The organism is Burkholderia sp. YHN3-13, assembly GCF_055810675.1.
The window spans coordinates 113,579-137,264 of sequence record NZ_JBVVNQ010000003.1 but is presented as its reverse complement, the minus strand read 5'-3'; the positions used below and the strand labels follow the sequence as shown (position 1 = coordinate 137,264).

The window sequence follows — 23,686 nt, the reverse complement described above, 5'->3', positions numbered from 1 at the left end:
GCCCGGAACGGCCGCCGCCCGGCTCACGCGTGCGGCAACGCATCCGCTTCGTCTGCCAGCCTGCCGAGCGGCACGAAAATGTAGCCCTTCCCGCGCACGGTGCGAATGTAGCGATAATCGCCGACCGCCTGCTCGACCAGGTTGCGCAGCCGGAAGATCAGCACGTCGAGCCCGCGCTCGGAGCGCCCGGCCACGCTCAGCCCCAGCAGCGCGAGAATCTCCGCGCGCGACAGGACGCGCATCGGCTGCGAGATGAACAGCGCGAGCAACGCGAATTCGCTGGCACGCAGCCCGAGGTCCTGTCCCGCGCGGGTGGCGCGCCGCGTGACGAAATTCACCTCGATGTCGCCGAATGCGTACGATTCGGGATTCACCGGCGCGCGCACCGACACGGGACGGTTCGGCGCGTAGCGGCGCATCGCGCTGCGCACGCGTGCGATCAGTTCCATCGGGTCGAACGGCTCCACCAGATAGTCGTCCGCGCCGATTTCGAGCGCAACGACCTTGTCGAGCACCTGCGCGTCGCGGCTGATCACGATCACCGGCATGTCGTGACCGGCGCGCCGCAGCGCACCGAGCGCCATGTAGAACGTCGTGGCCGGCCGTTCGACCCGCATTACGATCAGGGTGGGCGGCGTGGCCGTCACGTGCGCCAGCAGCCGCGACGCGTCGTCGAGCGCCGACGTGGCGATCTGGCAGCCGCGCAGGAGCGCGCGGATCCGGTCGCCCATGCGCGGATCGGGCTCTACGACAAGAACGTGGGTGGCCATGGAAAATCGTCCAGCACGACGGCCCGCACGGCGTATCGCGACGTCACGCCGGCCCGCCTTCCGGCCGGAACGGCCGGGCGCGGCCTGCACGAACCCGCGAACGTGCGGCGCAGCCAACTACACATGCATGCAGCAATCGAGACTCGTCAGTAGATAGCTCAGGCTCTTGCGGATCGACGCCTCGACGTCCCGCACGTCGCGGGCGGCGGGCGACTGGCCGAGCAGCGTCGCGACGATGTCGAGCGCTTCCCACGGATGCCGGTCGTCGTAGTCGGCATGCAGTTTGAGCCAGCGCATCGCGCGATGCCGCACGGCCGGGTCGAACTGCCGTTCATACGGCGATGCGCACAGCAACGCGCTCCACTCACCGGTCACGCCTTCGATCGCGTAGTTGGTCGCGGCGATGCTCGGCGCGAGCGCGTCGGCGCTGCTGCTTTTCCAGCACCAGTGGCTCAGCGCGAATCCGTCCAGCGGCGCATCGCCGTGCAGCAGCATGTCGATCGTCACGCCCGATTCCGCAGCCCAGTTGGCCCAGTGATCGACGTGGTTCTGCTCGACGCGGATATTGCGGATCAGATAGCGTCGCGCCTTCTCGTCGCCGCGCGACCGATAGGCCGCGGTCTTCACCAGGTTCATCGCCATGTATTCCGGAAACTGGCTGACCACCGCCCAGCCGGTCACGAAGAACGCGCGCAGTTGCGACGCGCGCAGCGTCCCGCCGCTCATCGCCGCGAACACCGGATGCGCTCGGACACGGGCCTTCAGCTCGTCGGTCGCGCCGACCACGTCGCGCAGCCAGGCCGGATAGCTCGTCAGGTCCATCAGGTCGCCGGTCAGTTCAAATGGAGCACTCATGCGTTCGTTCCTCGCTTGGTTCAATGGAATCCCCCTTCCTGCCAGGGTGCGGGGCGGCTGAAGTAGTAGCCCTGGCAATAGTCGACGCCCAGCGCGCGAAGCATCTCGGCCGTCGCCTCGTCCTCGACGTGCTCGGCGACGGTGCGGTACTGCATCACGTGAGCGATGTCGTTGATGGCGGACGCGATGCCGCGCTTGACGCTGTCGGACGTCATGGTCGCCACGAGGCCGCCGTCGATCTTCAGGTAGTCGATCGGCAACTGGCGCAGATACGAGAACGACGACATGCCGGCGCCGAAGTCGTCGAGCGCGAAGCGGCAGCCGAGGTCGCGCAGCTCGTGCATGAAACGCGACGCGACCTCCAGGTTGCGGACCGCGCTCGTCTCCGTGATTTCGAAGCACAGCAGCGTCGGGTCCAGCCCCGACGCCGACAGCTCGGCGATCGCGAACTCCACGAAGCGCTCGTCGGTGATCGACATCGCCGACAGGTTCACGTTGTATTCGACGTACTGGCGCCGTTCGAGCCGCGCGAGCCGCCGGATCACGTTACGCACGACCCAGCGGTCGATCATCGTCATGTGGCCGTAGCGCTCGGCGGCCGGCAGGAAGACCGGCGAGATCAGCTTGCCGTCGGCGTCCGGGATGCGCAGCAGGATCTCCGCGCGCTCCTGCGCGCCGTGCGCCGGCTGGATCGGCACGATGCGTTGCGCATACAACTGGAACGAATTCGTTTCGAGTGCCGTCTTCACGCGGCGGCTCCACTGCATGTGATACGCCTGACGTCCCGAGTTCATGTCGCGCGAATCCGCGACGTGCACGCGGTTGCGGCCGCGGTCCTTCGCGATGTAGCACGCGATGTCGGCCATCTGCATCGCCTTCTCGACGCTCTCGGGCCGACAGGCGAGATCCAGCACGCCGATGCTCACGCTGATCTTGAACGGCTCGCCCTCCCACAGGAACGTGAAATCCTCGAGACACGCGCGGATGCGCTCGGCCTTGCCGTCGTCCGGCGAGCCGTTGCGGCCGGCCGGCAACAGGATGCCGAATTCGTCGCCACCCAGTCGGCCGAACACGTCGTCGTCCGCGAGACAGCGCGCGAACACCGCGGTCGCGTCGCGCAGCAGCGCATCGCCGGCCGCGTGCCCGCACACGTCGTTGACTTCCTTGAATCCGTCCAGGTCGAGAACCATCAACATGCCGCCGCCGCGGTGGGTCAACGCGTCGCCCAGGCGCTGTTCGAACGCGGTGCGATTGATCAGACCGGTCAGCGCATCGTGCGACGCCTGCCAGGTCAGTTTCTCGATCAACTGGTATTCACGCGTCATGTCGCGCAGGATCAGCACGTAACCGACGCAGCGGCCCGCGGCGTTGTCCATTCTCGACAGCGATGCGCGCACCGACACCGCCGCGCCGCACACGCGGATCAGGTCGAGGTCGCGGGTGAACGTGTGATCGCCGCTGTTGCTGAGCGACGCGAGCAGCTTGATCGACATGCCGGTCGACGTGTCGATCAGGTCGAGTACGTCGTTGATCGGCTTGCCGACACACAGCCGCGACGGCGCGCCGAGCAGCTGCTCGGCCGCCGGATTGACGGTCTCGATGCTGCGCGTGAGGCCGATCGTGACGATCGCATCGGCCACCGAGCGCAGCGCCGCTTCCGCGAACGCCTGGCTACGGTCCAGCTCGGTCTGCATCGACGCCTGCTGGCGCTGCGCGCGGCTCGCCCATCGCACCGACAGCAGGACGATCAGCAGCGAGGCCGCGACGTACGACAGGAACAGCTGGATGACGGCCGAACGGAATTCGGCGCTCAGTTCGTCGGAAAAGCGTTTCGGCAGCGGCTCGATGTGCGAGTTGAAGTCCCAGACCGCGCGGTTCAGGCGGCTCGTGCGTCGAACGTCGTCCGCCTGCACGGACGCGCGCAGCGCGTTCGCGATCGCGCGCAGGTTGACCAGTTGCCGGTCCGCGTCCTCCCAGTATTGCAACGCGGCGTTCAGGCGCGCGAAGCTGCTCAGGATCGGATAGAACCACACCACCGCGACCGCATCGACGGGATTGATGCCCGCGTCGATCAGCGCCTGGCGCGCCACGCGGTGGTCCGGCGGCACGCTGATCATCGCGCGGCGGGCGACGCCGAGAAACGTGAGGGTGCGGTCAACCGCCAGGTAATCGTCGAACAGCTTTTCGTCACCGGTCTGTCCGTAGCGGGTCAGCAGGATGATCTCGTCCTTCTGCGCCTTCGACCAGCTGCTTTCGCCGCCGACGTACACGCGCAGCGACATGATCACGATCAGGCTGACCGCGACGAACCCGGCCAGCGCGACGATCACGACGACGATCGGCAGGACGCCGAGCGCCGGACTCCATGGCCACACGTGAAACGAGCTGCGCTGACTCTGGAGCTTCGAAATGTTTTCCATACCTGATTGACTGCTTTTCTGATTCTTCTCGATACCGCCGGCCAGCCGCGTCGCGACGCGTCTTGCGCCCGAACCTCGCCCCTTCCCTGCGCGCGACGCGCCGGCTCATACGCCGTCGCGGCGGCACGCCGGTGCCGGCCGCGCGGCAGGAGGCTGCGGCCACTAGGTCGTCCGGACGCGTCGCGATAGCCCGACACCGGCCCCGGTACCGGCATCGATCGCGAGAATGCGGCGCGTTTCGTCGCGGATGACCCGATGGCAGTCGCAGCCCTGCCCTTCGAGACGGGCGAGATCCGTCAGCACGATGGCGCCGCGATGCTGATGGATCAGGCCGAGCTCGTGGAGCTGTCGCACGGTATCCGTGATGGTCTCGCGGCGCACGCCCAGCATCTGCCCCAAAGTGCCGTGCGTGACCGGGATTTCGATGCTCCGCGAGCGCTCGTAGGCGATCAGCAGCCAGCGGCCCACCTGATGTCGCATCACGTGATGGCGGCTGCAGAACATGACCTGCGACGCCTGCGCCAGCACCAGCTGCATCCGCACGAAGACCTGCCGCCTGATCGCCGCCGATGCATCGCACGCGTCGACGAAGCGGCGCGCATGCAGCCGATACGCGAATCCGCCGTGATAGACGACGACGCGGCGCTGCATCGTGCTGCCGATCACGTCGTCGCACACGATGCCTTCGCGGCCGATCTCCGTCACGCCGAGCGTCGTCTTGCCGCCTGTCGTGTATTGAAGCGAAATACCCGCCGTCACCGGGAAATAGACGGCCTCCAGATTCTCGCCGGCGTCGCACAGCAGCTGGCCGGTCTTGAGATTCGAAAGCATCAAATGAGGCGCCAATTCCGCGCGGCTAATTCCGTCGAGCGCAGACAGGAATTGATTGGCACCAAGCGCATGCGGCAACTCGATGACATTGTCGGCCTGATGTATCACGGTGCACCTCGTACGTTGTATTGCTGCCCCTCGGCCACCGAATCTTCATGCAGCGTTAAAACGAACCGGTTTTCCGGTTTTGCCGTTTTCCTTACGGTCTAATTAAACAAAAAGGTATCACGCAGCCCTGTCGTTCGCGCCACTCCGGCTTTGTTACATGAAGTAATTTGACAGTTTCAGGTATTGCCAGAAGATATTTGCATGGTCAATCAATTATCGGCGATTTAAATGCCGCCCTTGAAAAGACACCTTCCCGGAGAATCATTGAAAATTCCGAATAGTGGCCAATGCAACGGAATGCAGTTAATTCTGAAAATAAAAATCATTCCTCCATCGAAATAATGCGGACTGAGTGACATATCCCACACTTCTCCAATGGAGAACGTGGAAGATCCATGACGGCGCCTGCCCGGGATGCCGGCGCCGGGCGGCTATCGCGCGTGCTGGCGAGCGGTGATGTCCGCGCTGCCCGCGTCCAGCGACGCGGCGCGCAGTGCGTCCGCCGGATCCGGAAAATCGCGCTGCAGCAATTGCGCGAGCTGGGCATCGCGCGCATCGGGCCCAAGCTGCTGCGCGGCGAGCCGCTCACGTTCGGCCGCATGGTCGCGATAGCGCGCCTGCCACGCATCGTCGTCCTGCCGCAGCCGTACGACGCGTGCGGCGACGTCGGCGCCGAGCTGCGCACGCAGCGCATCGGGCGTCGCGCGCTGCGCGTCGAGCCGTGCAACCGTCGCGACCGCCTCGCGCTGCCGCGCGAGCCGCTCGCGCGCGTCGCGCATGTCCGACGGCAACGACTGGTCGAGCGCCGCAATGCGTTCGCGCTTCTGCGCGTCGCTCAATGCCGGGTCGCGCGCAATCCGGATCCGGTCGAGGTCGTCATGCTGCTGCCGGAACTCGTCGGCGAAGAACGGCGCGCTCCAGTCGCCGAGCCAGCGGCTCGCGAGTGCCGCCCGTCGCTCGAGCTGGCCCGCGAGCCCGTCCGGATCGATACGCATGCCGGGCTGCACGGCGCCCGGCTGCGCATCGAGCGCGGCGAGACACGCGCGATAGCGCGGCCACAGGTCGAGCGCTTCGCGCTGTGCCTGCCCGCCGATCGGCTGCGCGGCGACCTCCCGCGCAACCAGCGCGTCGAGCGCGTCCGGCGTCAGGTCGTGCTGCGCGAGCAGGAAGTAATCGAAGAATTCCCGCACCGCACGCCGTTTCGCGAGACGCCCGTCCGGCCCGAGCGGCAGGCGCGGCGCGCGCGAACCCGCCAGCGACGCGGGCGGCGCGACGTCGGACGCGGCAGGCACGGGCCGCGGCACCGCCGCGTCGGGCACCACGACGCGCGCGGCAGGCAGCGCAGCGGCTTGCGGCGACGCCGCCGGCCGGTCGAGCGCATGCCATACCGCCGCGGCCGCGAGCACGCCGACGGCGCCATGGAGCACGGTGCGAGACAGCATCGTCCGGACCGTCATCGCTCAAACGCCCTGCAGCTTCAGCCGGTTCGCATGCACGCGCAGCGCGGCGACCGGATCTTCCGCATACGCGCCGCGGATGCCGAGCAACTGATTGATCGCGTCGAAGTGATTCCAGTGGTAGCGCGTCGAGATCACCGTGCCGAACAACGAACTGCAGGTCGACGTGAAGCCGTCGTTCGGCCCCGCGCCGGCCAGCGCCATCACGTTGCCGGCCGTCAGGAACACGAGCGTCGACGGATCCAGCAGATTCGCCGGATCGATCACCGGAATCACGCTGGTATCGACGGCGCCCGTCACGATGCCGAGCAGCGACACCGGCTGATATGCGGCGCCGCTCCATGAATACAGCAGGTGTACGTTGCCGCCGATCGTCTCGGTCGGCGCGCCGGTGCGACAGGCACCGGCGCCGAGGCCGGGGCTCGGGAACAGCTGGTTGAACCGCGTGGTTCGCGCCGTGCCGAGTGCGTCGAGCGCGGCGATCGCATCCTGGTTCGTGTTGTGCGTGTCGCTGGTCAGGATGCCGAACAGGTTCAGCAGCGCACCGAACACCGGCGTCGAGATGCCCGTCGGGTCGAGCTTCAGCGCGGCGAGCACGAAGTCGGCGAACTGCGAGCCGCGGTGCGGCGTCGCGATCGTCGTGACCGACGCGACGAGCGCGGGCGCGACCGACGCCACGTAGCGCGACGTCAGCCCGCCCTGGCTGTGTCCGATCAGGTTCACCTTGGCCGCGCCCGTGACCGCCAGCACCTGCTTCACATAGGCGAGCAGTTGCTCGCCGCGCCCGTTCGGGCCGAGGTCGCTCTGGAACCCCGACAGGTCGGCGACGTAGACCGTCGCGCCATGCCGCTGCAGGTCCGCCTGCATCCCGTACCAGTACGGCACCACGCCGAAATAGTCGTCGGTGCCGGTCAGGCCGTGCACGAGAATGATCGGATAGCGGGTCGCCGCATAGTCGTCGAGCGCGGCGCCGGCCGCTGTCTGCGCACGCGCCGCGGGTGCGGCCAGGCCAACGCCGGCGAGCAGCGCGGCAGCGGCCAGGAACCGCGCGCACGCGCGCGCAAGGCGTCGCAGCGGCACGGCGCGTCGAGCAATATCGATGTCGATGTCATGCATGCGCGTTCCCCAAGGTTGCGTGAGCGGCCACGCGCCGCTGCCACGCGATGAACAACGGCGCGCCGACGACTTCGAGCACCGTGAAGCCGACGAACGGCGGCCACGGCAGCCCGAGCGTCGCGAGCGAAATCAGCCGTCCGATGCCGCCGAGGAAGATCATCGTCCACAGCGTCGCGAACAGCCGCCCCTGGCGCTCGATCCCCGGGATCACCGAGAACGCCGCGAGGCCGAGCCCGAGCCAGACGCCCGCGTAGAAGCGCAGGTTGCCGTCCAGCGTCGCGTCGGCCGGCAGCGCGAGGCCGAGAGACGCGTACAGCGGATCGTGGATGCCCATCATGCCGAGCACCCCGGTGATCGACGGGACCAGCGCAAGCACGGCGGTCGCCGTCTGAAGCGCGCGTTTGCTCATTCGAAACCTCCTTGCGTCATCGATAGAAAATGCCCAGCACCTGCACGCTGGTCGACTCCGGCATCGCACCGAAGCGGCTCCACGACGGCCCGCCCTGATGCAGCCACTGCAGCGCGACGTCGAACCGGTCGAAGCGCCGCCGCAGCTCGACCCAGTATTGCCGGCCGCCGCCGAGATCGGCCTGCATGAAGCCCGACAGATCCAGACGGCGCACGCCGATATTGCGCCATGCCGCCATCAGGAACACGCCGTGACGGGTTTGCAGCTCCTGCGCGGCGATCGACGTCTGCACCGCACTGCCCCAGGCGGCCGGGTTCGCGCGCTGCAGCGCGCGCCATTGCGCGGCTTCCGCGCCGCCGCCGTTGCTCTGGAACTCGGCACTCAGCGACAGGTCGATCGGCAGCGTCCAGGTCGCGCCCACCGACGAGCTGGTGCGGAACGCGCTGTCGCCGGCCGCACCGGTCGCGCGCGCGATCAGCGAGCGCCGGTAGCCGCCCGCCCATTCGACGTAGGCGACCACCGAGTTGCCGAGCAGCACGCTCAGGTTCTGGCCGAACTGCGGCGCCTGCCCGCTTTCGCCGTAGACGATCCATTGCGGCTGGATCGCCGTGCTGAGCCGCTGGCTCGCGACCAGCATCCAGCGATCGACGCCGTTGGTACGCTGCAGGTCGGACGACGCGGCCGGGTCGCCCGGCAGGCTGCGGCGCTCAAGCCGCGGCGACAGCAGCGCCGCGAGCGAGCCCGTGTCCCACACCTGCTGCGCGCGCAGCGCGACCGTACCGAGCCGGTTCGTGTGGCGGCTGTCCGGATCGGGCGGCACGTCGAGGCTCACCGCGCCCGCGCGAAAGAAGTCGGTCGGGTTGTAGCCGATCGCCGCACCGAGCCGCTCGTTGACGCGCCCCGCGTCGACGACGAACGTCGGCGCCGCGCGCCAGCTCGCGTACGCCTCCTTCACGAGCGTCACGTCGCGCGACGACGTGCGCGAGGTCCCGAGCGGATCGAACCGGTCGAAGCGCATCGAGAAGTGCGCAGCGAACGTCGGCGTCAGCCACTGACCGTACTCGAATTCGACCGACAGCTGGTTGCGCCCGGCGTGCGCGCCGTCGCGATAGCGGCTCGCACGCAACGCGTCCTGCACGTCGAGCTTCCACGGCTTCGCGGTATCGGCCGGCGCGGTGGCGGACCGGTCGGCGAGATCGAGCGCCGCGGCATCGGCCGCATCCACGCCGCCCGCCCCGCTCGTCGCCTCCGCGCCGGCCGGCGCCGCACGCGCGAGCGCCGGCAGCAGCACGAACGCGAGCGCGGCGACCCGGCATCGACGCCGCGCCGTCATTGCGCCTGGAAGCGGGACAGGTAGTCGCGCTGCAGCCATGCATCGGGAATGTCGCGCCATGCGTAGTCGGAGAAACGCATGACCGTGACCCAGTTGCTGTCGAGCCCGTCGATGATGACCGTCTCCGTCGGCCGCTCGACGCCGAGCTGCATCGTGTAGCGCCGGTAGAACGCGGTCTTCAGCAGCCGGTCGCTTTCCGAATAGAAGCGCGCCTTCAGCGGCCGGTTGTTCGCCGCGTCGATCCAGATCTCGATGCGGCGGTACGTGAGCCCGTCGCCGTGGCCGGTGAGCGCGAGCCGGTAGGCGCGGCGGGTCTGCCGGTCGCCGTCGGCGATGTCCTCGACGCCCTTCAGCTCGGCCGTGTAGTCGTGCGCGAGATTGACCGTCACGACGTCGCCGTTCGCGGCCTGCCCGAGCAGCCGCTGGTCGGGCGAGATCCGCACGCTCGCCTGGTTCGCGGGATCGTAGAACCACAGGTCGTTGCCGTTCTTCAGCATCAGCTTGCCCGTGTCGCGCGCCGGCGCGACGAAGCGCACCAGCGTGCGGAACGCGCCACCCGGCGCGTCGGGCTTCGAATAGATCGACAGCGTATTGCCGTCCACCTGCTTGCCCGACCGATACTCGATCAGCGTCGCGGTCAGCACGAACGATTTCGCCGGCGCGCGGATCGCGTCGCTCGCCGCGAGCACCTTCTGCGGATCGGGCGCCGGCTGCGCGTGCGCGGCGCCGGCCAGGAACGAAAGACTCAGACAGCATGAAACGAACAGGCGACGCACGTGCGCTCTCCCGAAAGTGAAATGAACGAAAATGACCGCATCCGCACGGCGTCACACATGCCGCAGCGCATCGACGATCGACAGCCGCGCCGCGTGCCGCGACGGCAGCCACGCGGACAGCCCGGCCACGCATGCGAGCCCCGCGAACGTGACCGCGATGGTTCGCCACTCGCCCCACACGCGCACCGTGAGCGCGACCGCGTCGATGCGCGCGGGCGGCGTCCAGGCCAGCCCGCTGTGATTGACGGCCGCGGCAATCGCGAGCGCCGCCAGCACGCCGAGCGATGCGCCGGCCACGCCGAGCAGCGCGCCCTCGCAGACGAACAGCGCCTGAATGCCGCCGCGCCGCATGCCCATCGCGCGCAGCGTGCCGATTTCGACCGTGCGCTCGATGATCGCGGTGCTCATCGTGTTGCTGATCACGAACAGCACGATCGCGCTGATCAGCACGAACACGAAGCCGAAGATCACCGAGAACATCCGGTTGGTCTGGTCGTAGAACGGGTTCAGCGTCGCGAAATCGACGACGTCGAGCGGCTGGCCGTCGAAGCCGCCGCGCAGCAGCTGCTCGATGCGCGCGCGCGCCGCCGGCAGATCGGCCGTGCGCGCGAGCTGGATCTCGAGCGCGGTCGCGCGCGGCTCGGCGCCGCCGTATACGAGCCGCTGCGCCTGCGGCAGGCGCACCGCGAGATACACGTCGTCGAGCTCCTTCACGCCCTGCTGCTCGGCCTTCACGACCGAGAAGCGGCCGACGTTCGGCGCGCCGCCCGCGCTCGCGGTCAGCACCTCGATGTGGGTTGCGCCGTCGCCGGCCGGCTGCGAGCCGGCCTCGCCCTGCGCGAGCGCGAGCACGTCGGCCGGCGCACTCGCGTCCGGGCCGGCGGCGGCGGGCGCGGCCGGCCCCGGCGGCGCATCGCGGCAGTCCGCCACGTGCAGCGGCCCGCACAGATGCAGCACGCGCGCGACGCCGAGACCGACCATTGCCGCATCGTCGGCACTGCCGCGCAACGCGAACGCGCGCGGGCGCAGCGGAAAACCGTAGGCGTTCCACTGCTGCATCCGGTACTGGTCGTCGGGAATCGCGCCGAATCCCATCACGGTGCGCGACACGCCGGCCGCGAAATTGCCGGCGATGCCGCCGAACTGCAGCGTCGGCGTGACGACCTGCAGCAGCGGCGCGAGCTGCGGGTCGCGCCGCAGGAGGTCGATCAGCGCCGCATAGCGGCGGATCCCGTACGCGGCCGGATCGCCCGTGCCGTACAGGTAATAGCCCTGCCGCTGGATCTGCAGATGGCCGCTGCGCTGCACGAAGTCGGTTTGCAGCCCGAGCGTGATGTCGCGGCTGAAACCGCCGAACAGCAGGATCGCACTGACGCCGACGATCATCGCGAGCAGCGTGGTCAGCGAGCGCCGGCGGTTGCGCTGCAGGTTGCGCAGCGCGAGCATCAGCGTATGGATCATCGGCACACCTCCTGCGCCGCCGTGCCGTCGCCGGCCCGTTCCCGGCCGACGATGCGGCCGTCGAGAATCCGGATCACCTCGTCGGCGACGCTCACCACCTGCGGATCGTGCGACGACACGATGAACGACACGTCGCGCTCGCGCTGGATCGTGCGCATCAGCGCGATGATCGCGTGGCCGGTGGCGCTGTCGAGGTTCGCGGTGGGTTCGTCCGCCAGCACCATCGCGGGCTCGGCGGCCAGCGCCCGCGCGATCGCGACGCGCTGGCGCTGGCCGCCCGACAGCTGGCTCGGCCGGTGCCGTCCCTTGTCGGCCAGCCCGACCGCGTCGAGCAGGTCGCGCACGCGCGCCGCGCGCCGCACCGGCGCCCAGCCCGCCATCAGCAGCGGGTACTCGACGTTCTCGTACGCGGACAGCACCGGCAGCAGGTTGAAGGTCTGGAACACGTGGCCGACATGGCGCGCGCGGAAATCGGACAACGCATCGTCGGACAACGACGCGGTATCGTGGCCCGCGATCGTCACGCGCCCGCTGTCGGGGCGGTCGATGCAGCCGATCATGTTCAGCAGCGTCGTCTTGCCGCTGCCTGACGGGCCGCTCAACACGGTGAAGCGCCCGGCCTCGAGCGTCGCCGACACGTCGGCGAGCCCGGTCACGCGCACGCTGTCGAGCAGGTAGGTCTTCGACAGGTGTTCGACGTTCACGAGGCTCATGACGCACCTCCTGCGTGCACGGGCGCCGCCGGCGCGGCGCGCGCATCGGTGCCGGCTGTGCTCGGCACGGCCGGCAGGCCGCGTATCAGCCGCCGCAACTGCAGCCGGTAGGCGAAATGCTCGACCTCGATCACGTGCCGCGGCGTGCGATGGAACGCGATGCCGCCGCTCCAGTCGGACCGTCCGCGCCGGATCAGCCGGTCGACGTGCGCGGCCTTGCGCGGCGCCGCGTCGCGCGCATGCAGATAGCGTGCGAGCAGCTGCGCCTGGTAGTCCATCAGCGGCCAGTTGCCGGTCGACGTCTGGAACAGACCGATGAAGAACAGGTCGCGATGCTGCGCGTCGAACATGTTGAGGTACAGCGACGGCTGCTGCTTGTGCCATTGCAGATGCGCCTGGTCGATGAACGGAAAGCTCGGTTGATAGCCGGTCGCGTAGACGATCACGTCGACCGGCTCCTCGCGGCCGTCGGCGAATACGACGCGATCGCCCTTCAGTTCGCGCACGTCGGGCCGCGCATCGAGATCGCCGTGGCCGAGGTGGTAGAACAGCGTCGAATTGATGATGAAATGCGATTCGAACAGCTTGTGGTCGGGCTTGCGCAGCCCGTAGTCCTCCGGCTGTCCGGCCGTCGTCAGCCGCAGCAGCCGCTCACCGAAGAAGCGGCGCGCCCACAAAGGCATGCGCAGCCGCAGCGGCCATTCGGCCCACTGGTCCGCCGGTATCCCGAACAGGAATTTCGGCCAGTAGAAGTAACCGCGCCGCGTGCTGTGGAACACCGCGCGCGCATGATGGGACGCCTCGACCGCGATGTCGCAGCCCGAATTGCCCGCGCCGACCACGAGCACGCGCCGGTCGCGAAAGATCTCCGGCGTACGGTATTGCGACGAATGCAGCTGCAGCCCGTCGAAGCGGCCCGGATAGTCCGGCAGTTGCGGATGCGACAGATGCCCGTTGCAGACGATCACGCCGCGATAGGTGCGCACTTCGCCGCGATCCAGCTCGACGCGCCACCCCGAGCCGCCGTCGACCGGCGCGATCTCGAGCACCGAGCGGCCGAACTCGATCCGCTCGTACACGCCGAAGCGCCGCGCATACGCACGCAGGTACGCGAGCGCCTGGTCGCCGCGCGCATACGTCGGGTAGTCGTCGGGGATCGGAAAATCGGTGTATTCCGAAAACCGCTTCGAGCTGATCATGTGAATCGAGCGATACACCGCGCCGCTCGGCCGGCCGTAGTACCAGTTGCCGCCGACGTCGTCCTCGCGCTCGATCACGTCGAAGCCGATCCCGGCCGCGAGCAGGTTCTTCGCGGCGGTGATTCCCGCCGCGCCCGCGCCGATGATGCAGTACCGCGCGCCGTCGTTGCGCTCCGTCATGGTGGATCTCCCCTTTCCGTTCAAAGAACCGGCGCGGCCGCGGCCTGCGTGCCGGTCGCGCCGGCCAGCCGCGCATCGCGCAGATCGGCGATCGATGCGCCGCCGCGATCGGCGATCGCGAAGCGGCCGTCCGGATAGCGCAGCAGCAATTCGGCGTCGGCGGCGCACGCGGCGCCGAATGCGATGCCGCCGATGCGCCACGTGCGCGGCGGCTCGCCGTCTGCGGGCCACGCGCCGAGCAGCACGCGCAACACGTTCTCCAGATGATTGACCGGCAGCCATACCTGCGGGGACGGCGCCGCGTCGCGCGCGTCGCCGTCGCCCGGCGCGCGCCACAACGCATCGGCGTCGGCGGCCCTGACCTGCGCGATGCCGCCGCGCCAGTCCGCGTCGGGCAGCAGGTCGCCGCGCCAGATCGCGCACACGGCCGGCCGGACCGCATCGTCCTGCCCGTCGTGCGGCAGCGGCACCGTCGTCCCCGCGGGCGGATGACCGCGGTACACGAACGTCGCATCGAGCAGCACGCGGCCGGCGAGCGTCGCGCACCGCACCGTCACGTGCCAGCCGTCGCCGGCCGTGCGGCCGGTCACGTCGGTGTCGAGCGCGAGATCGCCGTGCGCATCGAGCGCGTCGGCGAGCGCATCGAGCGCGATCGTCACGTCGACGGCTTCATGCAGGTAGGCGCGCTCGCCATCGGGCGGCGCAACCCAGTCGGCCACGACGCGCGCGTGTTCGAGCAGCAGCGACGCGGGCACCGCCGCGCGGCCGCCGAAGCGGAATGCGCGCGTATAGGGCGCGCCGGCCGCGCGATAGCGCGTCGAGAAAAACGCGAACGGCCGGAATCGCCGCGGCTCGCCCGCGTGGTGCCGGCGTGTCGCCAGCTCGCCGAGATTCGGCAAGCCGTCGACCGCATCGAAGCCGCGAAGCTGGATCGGCGTCAACGCACGGCCGACGGCGCCCATGTACATCGGTTCGCCGTCGCCGGGGGCCGCGGGCAGCGTGGGCGGCGCGAGCTCCGCCAGCCAGTGCCGGACGCCGTCGGCGATGCGCATCGGCGTCACATAGCGCCGCGTGACGGCGAGGTTCGTGATCATGCCGACGCCGTCCCACGTCGGCCACACGAGCGTTTTCACCGCGCGCCCGGGCGCATCGCGGCGCGCCCACCAGCCGAGCCGCGCGAGCGCCTCGTTCGCGGCCGCGTAGTCGGTCTCGCCCGTCATGCCGCCCCAGCGGCCGGTCAGCGAGCCGACGTTGACGAAGCAGTCGACACGCGGCCGCTCGCGCACGGCCGCGTACAGATTCATGAAGCCGAGCACCTTCACGCGCGCGGTACCGACGAATTCGTCCGCAGACTTGCGCGGCAACCGCACCGGCTGGTCGATGCCGGCGTTGTGGATCACGCCGCGCAGCCGCGCGCCGAATGCGTCGCACAACGCGCGCACGGCGTTCGCATCGGTCACGTCGCATACCGCGTAGCGTACCGGCAGGCCGAGCGCGGCCGCGGCGTCGAGCGACGCCTTCAGCTCGCGGCGCCGTTCGAGTTGCTGCAGCGTGTGCCGGATCGCCTTGGGCGGCCGCTCCGGCGTCGCCTGGCGCAGCAGGTCGAGCCCGTAGCGCCTGAAGCCCGCGTCGTCGAGCGCGAGCCACGGTTCGTCGCCGGCCGGCGGCGCGTCGCGGCCGGTGACGATGACCGTGCAGCGATGCCGCTTCGCGATCTCGCAGGCGGCCAGGAACCCGATGCCGCGTGCGCCGCCCGAGAACAGCACGACGTCGTCGGGGCCCCAGTCCGGCGCCGCTTGCGCCGGCAGGTCGTCGCGGGTCGCGACGAGCGTGTGGCGGCGCCCGTCGCGATGACCGACCTCGAAGCGCCCCCAGCGATACAGCTCGCGTGCGATCAACCCGTCGACGCGGCCAGTTTCGTCCGGCGCGATGTCCAGCACGCGCACGTTGCAGTTCGGCAATTCCTGCGGCAGCGTCTTCGCGAGCCCCGCCCACAATCCGCCGAGCGGCTGGACGAGCGTGTCGTCGCCGTATCCCATCAGTCCATCCAGCCAGGTCACGGCGAGATAGAACAGCCGCGACGTCGCTTCTTCCTGCACCCAGTCGCCGTAGCACGCCTGCAGCAACGCGACCGTGCGGCGCAGCGGCGCTTCCCACTGATCGCGCACGTCGAGCGAGAACGGTGCCTCGACGCCGAGATCGACGATCCCGTCGAACGGACCCGACTGGGCGACGAACGCGTTCGCGGCCGCCGCCGGATCGACGCCGTCGGCGGGGGCGAACACCGCGGGCTTCGCGCAGGCGCGCGCGAGCGCCGCCACCACGCGCTCGGCCGTGCGGCCGAGGCCGTTGACGATCGCGATCCGCTTGCCGCTCAGTTCGGCCGCCGGCCGTTCCGGCAGCGGTTCGATCTCGACCGGCCGCCACGTGAAGCGGTGGGTCGGTGCGTCGTCCACGCCGGCGTCGCCCTGTGCTTCCGATGCCGTCGCGTCGCGTTGCAGAAACGCCAGCACGCCGGGCGCCAGCGCCGGCCCGGCAGCAGGCGCAGGCCCGCGCGTGACCGGCGCCGCCACGCTTGCCGCCCGCTCGCCGCCGGCCGTCGTTGCCGGCGCACCGGTGAACGGACACGCCGTGCCGCGCGAAGCCGGCACCTGCACGTCGCGCCCGGCAGGCGCCGCGCTCGTGTGTTCGCGCGATCTCGGCCGGGCGACCAGCTGAATGCCGTCACGCGGGCGCAGCGAAATCGTCGCGCCCGTGTCGAGCGAACGACCGGGCACCGCGCTCAGATCGACGTGCTGCGCGACCACCGCGATCAGCACGCGGATCTGCAGCAGCGCGGTCTGATAACCGATGCACTTGCGCATCCCGCCGCCGAACGGAAAGTACGCGTACTTGTGCCGCGTCGGTGCGTGCGATCCGAAGTTCTCCGGATCGAATGCGTCCGGGTTGGCCCACAGTGCCGGATGACGATGCGTGACGTACGGCGACATGAATACCGACGAGCCAGCCGGCACGTGATAGCCGCCGATCTCGTCGTCGTCGACCAGATCGCGCGTGAAGCCCCAGATCGGCGGATAGAGCCGCAGGATCTCGTCGACGGTCTGCACCAGATACGGCAGGCGCGCGATGTCGTCTGCCGTGGGCGCGCGACCGCCGAGCACCGCATCGAGCTCCTCGCGCAGCCGCCGCAGCACGTCCGGATGCTGTGCGAGCGCATAGAGCCCCCACGCCATCCCGCTGCCGGTCGTTTCGTGGCCGGCCAGGAACACCGTCATCACCTCGTCGTGCACCTCGCGCTCGGTCAGCGGCGCGCCCGTGTCGGGGTCGCGCGCGGCGAGCAGCAGCGCGATCACGTCGCTCGTGTCGCAGCGTCCCGCGCGATGCTCCGCGACGATCGCATCGACGATCGTGTCGATCCCGCGGCGCGCGCGTGCGATCCGGCGGTTGAACGGCGTCGGCATCCAGCGCGGCACGAAATCGTTCATGTTGCCCTGCGGCATCATCGCCTCGATGCCGAAGCGCACCGCCGGCCCGACCTCGTCCGCGTGCCGCGAGATGTCCGCGTTGAACAGCATCAACCCGAGCATGCGCAGGCTCACGCGCATCATCTCCTCGACGGCGTCGAACGGCGCGTGCGCGGGCCGCTTCAGCCAGCGCTCGACGAGCGCGAGCGCCGCGTCGCCGACGGCGGCCGTATGCGCTTCCACCTGCTTGCGGTGAAAGAGCGGCTGCACGACGCGCCGGTGACGCCGCCAGAACTCGCCGTCCGTCGTCAGCAGTCCGTCGCCGAAGAACATCTTGAAGTTGTCGTAGAAGCGGCCGCGCACGTAGTTGCGGTGATTGTCCTGCAGCACGTGCTGGACGCCGTCCGGATGCGCGAGCGCATGCGTGAGAAACGGGCCCAGCCGGTTGCGGGCGATGTCGCCGTACTGCTGCTGCAGCTTCAGCAGCATCGTGACGGGATTGCGCTTGTATTCCGCGAGATTGCCCATCACGACGCTGCCGCGCGGGCCGGGCGCGAGACGCTTCGTGCTCATGCCGACACCTGTTCGGAAGCCGCGGGCGCGGCGAGCCGCGCATCGATCTCGCCGCGCGTGGCGAACGCGCCGGTCACGCGGTGCACGTAGCCGGTCACGATGCCCGTCACGTCGCGCATCTGCATCACGATGCGGCCGTCCGGGCGCACCGCGACGAACCGGTTGCCGCTGCTCGCCGGCCCTTCGAGCGCGAAGGCGCGCGGCGTCACGCGCAGCGCGATCGACGCATGGCGCGCCGCCAGCTCGCAGTCGTTGCCGGCTTCGTACAGGTCGATGCGGCCGATCGACATCGGCGCCGCGAGCGGGATGTAGTCGCCGGCGACATGATCGAGCGCCGCCACGCGTGCAAGACCGTCGAGCAGGATGCTCGGCACCACGAAGCGCGAGAACACCGGATCGCCGTCCGGCACGTTCAGCCGGAAGCGCGCCTGCTTGCCCGTTTCGCTCATGCCGGTGTCGGTCGTCGACACGAACATGCCGGTCAGTCTCACCGGCGCCGCGTCGAAGTGATACGGATCGGCGACGGGCACAAACGTCCCGCCCGGCGGTTCGCTCCACACCGGTGCCGGCGCGTAGGCCGCGGCCAGGCGCACGGTGATCTCGAAGTGCGGCTTGTCGCGCACGAGCACCTGGCCGCCGGGCGCCAGCACGTCGCCGGAGATCCGCACGTGCACGAGCACGGCGTCGCCATCGCGCGCGGCGATGCGCGCGTGGATGCGCTTCGCGCTCGGCCGCTTCGCATCGTAGACGCGCAGGAAGTGCAGGAACGCCGCGTCCGCGAATCCGACGACCTTGAGCCCCGGCACGAGCCGCAGCGCGGCCTCGGCGGCCACTTCGGGCACGAACGTGCCCGGCAGCGTCGGAAAACCGTTGACGACGTGATGCTGCAGATACGCATCGCGCTCGAGATCGAACACGCGCTCGAAGCTCACGCTGTCGCCGGTGCGCGCCAGCTCGCGGCCGAGATAGAAATCCGGCTCGCGCGGCGTGGCGACGTGCGGCGCCGCTTCCGCTTCGTCGAGTTCGAAGTAGCCGGGCAGGTGCGTCTCGATCGCCCGTCGCTCGGCCTCGCCCAGATGCACGGACATCGCCGCGCGCTCGCCGAGACCGAGTTCGCGCATGAAATGATGCTGCCCTTCCGCGGTGCGCATGCTCGTGAACAGGCCGCTCTTCTCGAGAAACGCGCGCGTGACCGGATTCGAGCCGAGCCCCACCGAGCGCCACAGCGTCCAGCCAATCGTGAATTCGTCGTGGCCGAGCGCCGCGCGGTGATACGACGCCTGCGTGTTCAGGAAGTCGTTGCCGGACGCGTAGTCGGTTTCGCCGGCCTGGCCCGTCAGGCCGATGAACGACCCGAAGTTGCACCACAGGCGAGGCTGCCGGGCGCCGAACGCGCCGCGCAGGTTCCAGTAGCCGCGCACCTTGATGTCGCGCACCGCGACGAAATCGTCCAGCGACTTCACGAGCACCGATGCGGAACGGTTCAGTCCGGCCGCGTTGACCAGCAGGTCGACGCGCGGTTCGCGCGCGAGAATCGTGTCGACGGCCGTGCGCACGCTGCCGGGGTCCATCACGTCGGCGCGCAGGTACGTCACGCGATGCGCGCCGCAGAAGGCGCGCATCGCCTCGATGTTCATGCACGCCGTGCGCGCGTCGGCACGCCGCTCGAACGCGCGGATAATCGCCGGCAGCGGCTGCTCCGGATGCCGTGCCTTCTGCTGGCGGATGTAATCGGGGCGGGTCTTCGCGAACGCTTCGTCGTCCATCGCGAGCAGGTCCGCGTCGACCTCGTCGAGCGCGCTGCTGCCGATCAGGTACAGCGTCGGGCGCACGTGCGCGGCCAGCGTCTTCATCAGCTCGCCGGTGATCCCGCGTGCGCCGCCGACCGCGACGACGACCGCGTCGGGCCCGAGCGCCAGGCGCTCGTCCGCGCGCAGCTCGCCCGCGTCCTCGATCACGCGCGGCGTGCGGCGACGCCCGCCGCCCAGCGCGACGACCGGCAGCCAGTGACGCGCGCCGCTTTCACGCTCGGCGTCGCGCAGCGCATCGGGCAGCGAGCGGGCATCGGTCAGCACGGCCACCGGGCGCGCTTCCGGCATCTCGATCGCCAGTGCCTTCACGAGACCGGTGTAGAGCCCGGCATCCGGATGCGGCACCTCGCCCGCGAGCGCATCGAGCAGCAGCGCGACGAAGCTGCCGTCGCGCTTGAGTGCCGCATGGCAACGCTTGATCGCGAGGAACGCGAGATCGTGCAGCGCGAGCCGCGCGGGCGCGGCCGGCGCCGCGGTGCCCGAGGCGAGCGTGCCGGCATCGAGCGACGTCAGCACGCGCACGTGGCCGATGTCGTCGGGCAGCCCGTCGAGCACGGTTTCGTCGATTCGCTCGATCCAGTGCCAGCCCGGCCGGCTCGCGGCGAACGGACGCGTCGACAACACCACGCAGCCGGGGCCCGGATCGGCCTGTGCCGCGAGCGCTTCCGGCAGGTCGGTGACGATCACGCAACGCGGCGCGATGAACGGCGTCGATCGTCCCGCGGGCCGCCACGGCGCATCGCGCCATTCGATCCGGTATCGTGCGACGCCGAGCGGCTCGCCGTCGGCCGCGACGCCGGTCCGGCGCAACGTGCCGGGCAGCAACGTCCCGGGCCCGACGGGTGCGGCAGCCGGCGCCGGCTGCACGGCCTGCACCGGCGCGGCTACAACCGCGGCTTGCGGTTCATGCGGGGCGGCCGCCTGCGCGGCGGCCGGCTCGCAGGCGACGTGCAGCGCATAGCGCGGCCGGTCGCCGCCGCTGTCGCGTGCCAGCGTCACGTCGGGGGTACGCGCAACGATCGCGCGCAGCACGTCGATCGCCGCATCCGCGCCCGCGTACGTGACCGCGCGGCCCGTCGCGTCGCAAGGCGCGGCTGGCTCGACCGCGGCCCGCGCGTCGCCGCCGCCGACCACCGCGAGCACCGGCAGCCCTTCGGCCTGCGCGTGTCGCACGGTCGTCACCGCGAACAGCACGATACCCTCCGCGAGCGGCAGCCCGAATGCCGGACCCACCTCCTCCGCGGCGTTGCCGTTGATCCCGCCGACGATCGCCATGTCGAGCTCGCCGCTGCACAGGAACCGCTCGGCCGCCTCGAACGCGGCGAGCGTCGATGCGTGGCCCGCGTCCACCGTCATGTTCATCCCGTGCAGATCGTGGTAATTGGCGACGCGCGCCGGGATCACGTTCGGCATCATCCCGGGAAACGAGTTTTCGGTGGTCGGCGCGACGAGCCGCTGCGTCGCGTCGCGCAAGCCGTCCAGCAGGCGCTCGGTCGTCGCGCGCTCGTCCGGCCGCGTCGCATCGAGCACCGCCGCCGCGATGTCGTCGAGATAGCAGCGGCTCGCATACAGCGCCGCGTTACGTGTGGGCCCCATATGTCCCATCACGAGCCCGATCGTGTCCGCATGCTCCTGCCAGAACGTGCCGAGACGTTCGCGCAGATCGTGCGCGGCATCGAGCGCCATCAGCTGGCAGCGATCGAGCGCGCGCAACACGGCCGGCGGCATCTTCACGCGCGCGAAGCTCGGCAGCGGATAGCCGATCCCGAAGCTCGCGTCCGGCGCGCGGCCTTCGCCACGCAGCCAGGCCGCGACCTCGGCGTCGCCGTCGAGACCGGGAAACTTCGCGGACCAACCGACGATCGCCAGCGGTTCGCGCTTGAAGCGGCCGCTCGCGCCGCCGGCGGGCAGATCGGCGCGGTACTCCGACACGATCAGGTGGCCGTTCGTGCCGCCGAAGCCGAAACCGGACACCGCCGCGACGCGCGCCGAACCGCGCCGGACCGGCCACGCCACCGGCGCCACCGGGATCCGCAGGCTCGTACCGCCGAGTTCGAATTCCGGCGGCGGTTCGCTGAAGCGATGCTGGGGCGGGATGACCTCGTGGCGCAAGCCGAGCAGCACCTGGATCACCGATACGACGCCCGCCGCCCAGCCCGTATGCCCGACCAGCGACTTGTTGGAGGTCACCTGCACCGGGCGAGCGCGCCGGATCGCGTCGCGCAGGCTCTGGAATTCGGCGAGATCGCCGGCCGGCGTACCGGTGGCATGCGCCACGACCCAGTCGACGTCGGCGGGCACCGTCGCGGTGCGCGCATACGCGCGGTCGATCGCGATGCGCTGGCCGGCCGAATTCGGCGCGTAGATCGCCTTGCCTTTCCCGTCCGACGACGAGCCGAACGACTTCAGCACGCCGAGAATGCGGTCGCCGTCCGCGCGCGCCCGCGCCAGGCGCTTCAGGATCACGACGCCCGCGCCGTCCGCGAACAGCACGCCGTCGCAGTTGCGATCGAGCGGCCGCACCTCGCCGCTGCGCGACAGCCCGTGCAGCTTCGAAAACAGGATCGAGCCGCGCGGTGCGAGCGCGAACGCACCGCCGCACGCGACCACGTCCTGCTTGCCGAGCAGCAGCGCCTTGATCCCGAGATCGATCGAATACAGCGACGACGAACACGCGGTGTCGACCATCATGTATTCCGCATCGTCCGGCAGCACGCCCTTCATCGCGTTCAGACCGACACGGTGCGGGAAGAACGACGCAAGATCGCCCGCGCCGCGCGCATAGCGCGCGCTCAGCACCGCATCGATCGCGGCCACGCGGCGCGCGCGCTCGGCCGCGTCGACGCCGGCGTCGGCCAGCACCGCGTTCAGGCGCTCGCGCGCGGCGGCCAGCACCATGCCTTCCTCGAGATGCTGGCTGCCGTCCGCCGTGTAGCCGACCAGAAACGCGACACGATCGGCGTCGCGCAGCGTCACGCCGTCGAGCGCCTGGCACAGTGCATGGCGCAGCCACAGCGTCGTGAGTTCGCGCGGCGCGGTGCCGGCGTCGAGCTCGGCGCGCACCGTCGAGCACGGCTCGAACTGTTCGATGAAGACCGAGCGCGACTGGTAGCTCTTGTCTTCCGCCGACGTATCCGGCGAGTAGAACGAGCGGTAGTCCCACCGATCCGGGGGCACGTTGCCGAACAGCTCGGGGCCGTCCAGCAGCGCCCGCCAGAATGCGTCCGGATCGCTTGCGCCGGGCAATGCGAGACCCATGCCGACCACGGCGATGTCGTCGCTGTCCGGTGCGTCGTCGGCAGCGGCGGCCGCACGGGCAGCCGGTTGCGCGACGGCAGCGGCCGCGGCCGCATCCTGCCCGGCGGTCGGCCAGTCCGCGCGCGGCGACAATCCCTCGCTGCACAGCGACAACCCGCCATCCGCGACGACCACCTGTCCGGTAATCCAACGCGCGGCATCCGACGCGAGAAACACGACGAGATCGGCGAGATCCTCCGCGCGCGCGAGCCGCTTCAGCGGGGTCGCCGCGATGCTCGATCGCTTCGTGTTCTCCGGGTCCGGAAACTGCGCGGCGACGTCGCCGTCGATCAGCGTCGACGATGCGCCGTTCACCCGGATCTGGCGCCCCGCGTACTCGACCGCGAGATAGCGCGTCAGCGATTCGAGCGCCGCCTTCGCGGTGCCGACGACGAGATAGTTCGCGGGCACGAGCGTCGCGCCCACCGACGACACGTTGACGATCGCGCCGCCGCCCGAGCGCGCCATCAGCGCCGCGGCACGGCGCGCGCACCAGAACGCGCCCTTCAGGTTGGTGTCGAGCGCGCGATCGAAATGCTCGGCGCCGATCTCGTCGACGCCGAGCAGCGCGCCGGACGCCGCATTGTTGACGAGCACGTCGAGGCGGCCGTAGCGCCGTTCGATCTCGTCGAACATCCGGTCGACCTGCGCCTGCTGCGCGACCGACGCTCGGATCACGTCGACGGTCGCGCCGAGCGCGCGCAGTTCCTCGGCCGTCTCCTTCGACGCGTCGAGCGAATGGAAGAAATTCAGGATCACGTGCGCGCCCTGCTCGGCGAAACGCCTGCAGATCGCCTTGCCCACGTTTTTCGCACCGCCCGTCACGAGAACGAGCTTGCCGCGCATGCTGGTATTCGACATGGATCGCCTGCCTATCGAGAACTTGTGATTACGGGCAGGGCCCCCCCTGCCG

General features: G+C 69.9%; 14 protein-coding genes. All 14 read right to left on the bottom strand.

Annotated features, from left to right (window positions below):
* Positions 1 to 23 precede the first annotated feature (23 nt).
* Complete coding sequence (locus AC0KUR_RS08885; RefSeq protein ID WP_034190072.1) at positions 24 to 770, bottom strand: response regulator transcription factor; 747 nt, start codon at positions 768 to 770, stop codon at positions 24 to 26.
* Between the two features lie 117 nt (positions 771 to 887).
* Positions 888 to 1,625 carry a TenA family transcriptional regulator gene (locus AC0KUR_RS08880; RefSeq protein ID WP_034190071.1) on the bottom strand — a complete coding sequence of 246 codons (738 nt, stop codon included), beginning with the start codon at positions 1,623 to 1,625 and terminating at the stop codon, positions 888 to 890.
* Positions 1,626 to 1,645: 20 nt separating this feature from the next.
* Complete coding sequence (locus AC0KUR_RS08875; protein ID WP_473375728.1) at positions 1,646 to 4,045, bottom strand: putative bifunctional diguanylate cyclase/phosphodiesterase; 2,400 nt, start codon at positions 4,043 to 4,045, stop codon at positions 1,646 to 1,648.
* Positions 4,046 to 4,207: 162 nt separating this feature from the next.
* Complete coding sequence (locus AC0KUR_RS08870; RefSeq protein WP_049033390.1) at positions 4,208 to 4,984, bottom strand: Crp/Fnr family transcriptional regulator; 777 nt, start codon at positions 4,982 to 4,984, stop codon at positions 4,208 to 4,210.
* A gap of 431 nt (positions 4,985 to 5,415) precedes the next feature.
* Positions 5,416 to 6,426, bottom strand: coding sequence for a lipase secretion chaperone (locus AC0KUR_RS08865; protein WP_473375727.1), 1,011 nt, complete (start codon positions 6,424 to 6,426; stop codon positions 5,416 to 5,418).
* A gap of 18 nt (positions 6,427 to 6,444) precedes the next feature.
* Positions 6,445 to 7,557, bottom strand: coding sequence for an esterase/lipase family protein (locus AC0KUR_RS08860; protein WP_080287901.1), 1,113 nt, complete (start codon positions 7,555 to 7,557; stop codon positions 6,445 to 6,447).
* Positions 7,550 to 7,966 carry a DUF4345 domain-containing protein gene (locus AC0KUR_RS08855; protein WP_034190067.1) on the bottom strand — a complete coding sequence of 139 codons (417 nt, stop codon included), beginning with the start codon at positions 7,964 to 7,966 and terminating at the stop codon, positions 7,550 to 7,552. Before AC0KUR_RS08855 ends, AC0KUR_RS08860 begins: the two co-directional genes overlap by 8 nt.
* A 16-nt stretch (positions 7,967 to 7,982) precedes the next feature.
* A complete protein-coding gene (locus AC0KUR_RS08850) occupies positions 7,983 to 9,299 on the bottom strand; it encodes a hypothetical protein (RefSeq protein ID WP_200087733.1) in 1,317 nt (438 codons plus the stop codon).
* Positions 9,296 to 10,075: an outer membrane lipoprotein-sorting protein gene (locus AC0KUR_RS08845; protein ID WP_034190065.1), complete on the bottom strand. Its 780-nt coding sequence runs from the start codon at positions 10,073 to 10,075 to the stop codon at positions 9,296 to 9,298. The genes AC0KUR_RS08850 and AC0KUR_RS08845 overlap by 4 nt, the downstream gene beginning before the upstream one ends.
* A 51-nt stretch (positions 10,076 to 10,126) precedes the next feature.
* A complete protein-coding gene (locus tag AC0KUR_RS08840) occupies positions 10,127 to 11,533 on the bottom strand; it encodes an ABC transporter permease (protein ID WP_226229632.1) in 1,407 nt (468 codons plus the stop codon).
* Complete coding sequence (locus AC0KUR_RS08835) at positions 11,533 to 12,249, bottom strand: ABC transporter ATP-binding protein (RefSeq protein ID WP_473375726.1); 717 nt, start codon at positions 12,247 to 12,249, stop codon at positions 11,533 to 11,535. The genes AC0KUR_RS08840 and AC0KUR_RS08835 overlap by 1 nt, the downstream gene beginning before the upstream one ends.
* Entirely contained in the window at positions 12,246 to 13,628 is a 1,383-nt protein-coding gene (locus AC0KUR_RS08830) for a flavin-containing monooxygenase (RefSeq protein WP_473375725.1), read from the bottom strand. The genes AC0KUR_RS08835 and AC0KUR_RS08830 overlap by 4 nt, the downstream gene beginning before the upstream one ends.
* 20 nt (positions 13,629 to 13,648) lie before the next feature.
* Entirely contained in the window at positions 13,649 to 17,665 is a 4,017-nt protein-coding gene (locus AC0KUR_RS08825) for a cytochrome P450 (protein WP_473375724.1), read from the bottom strand.
* Entirely contained in the window at positions 17,662 to 23,634 is a 5,973-nt protein-coding gene (locus tag AC0KUR_RS08820; protein WP_473375723.1) for an SDR family oxidoreductase, read from the bottom strand. Before AC0KUR_RS08820 ends, AC0KUR_RS08825 begins: the two co-directional genes overlap by 4 nt.
* Between the last annotated feature and the right edge of the window lie 52 nt (positions 23,635 to 23,686).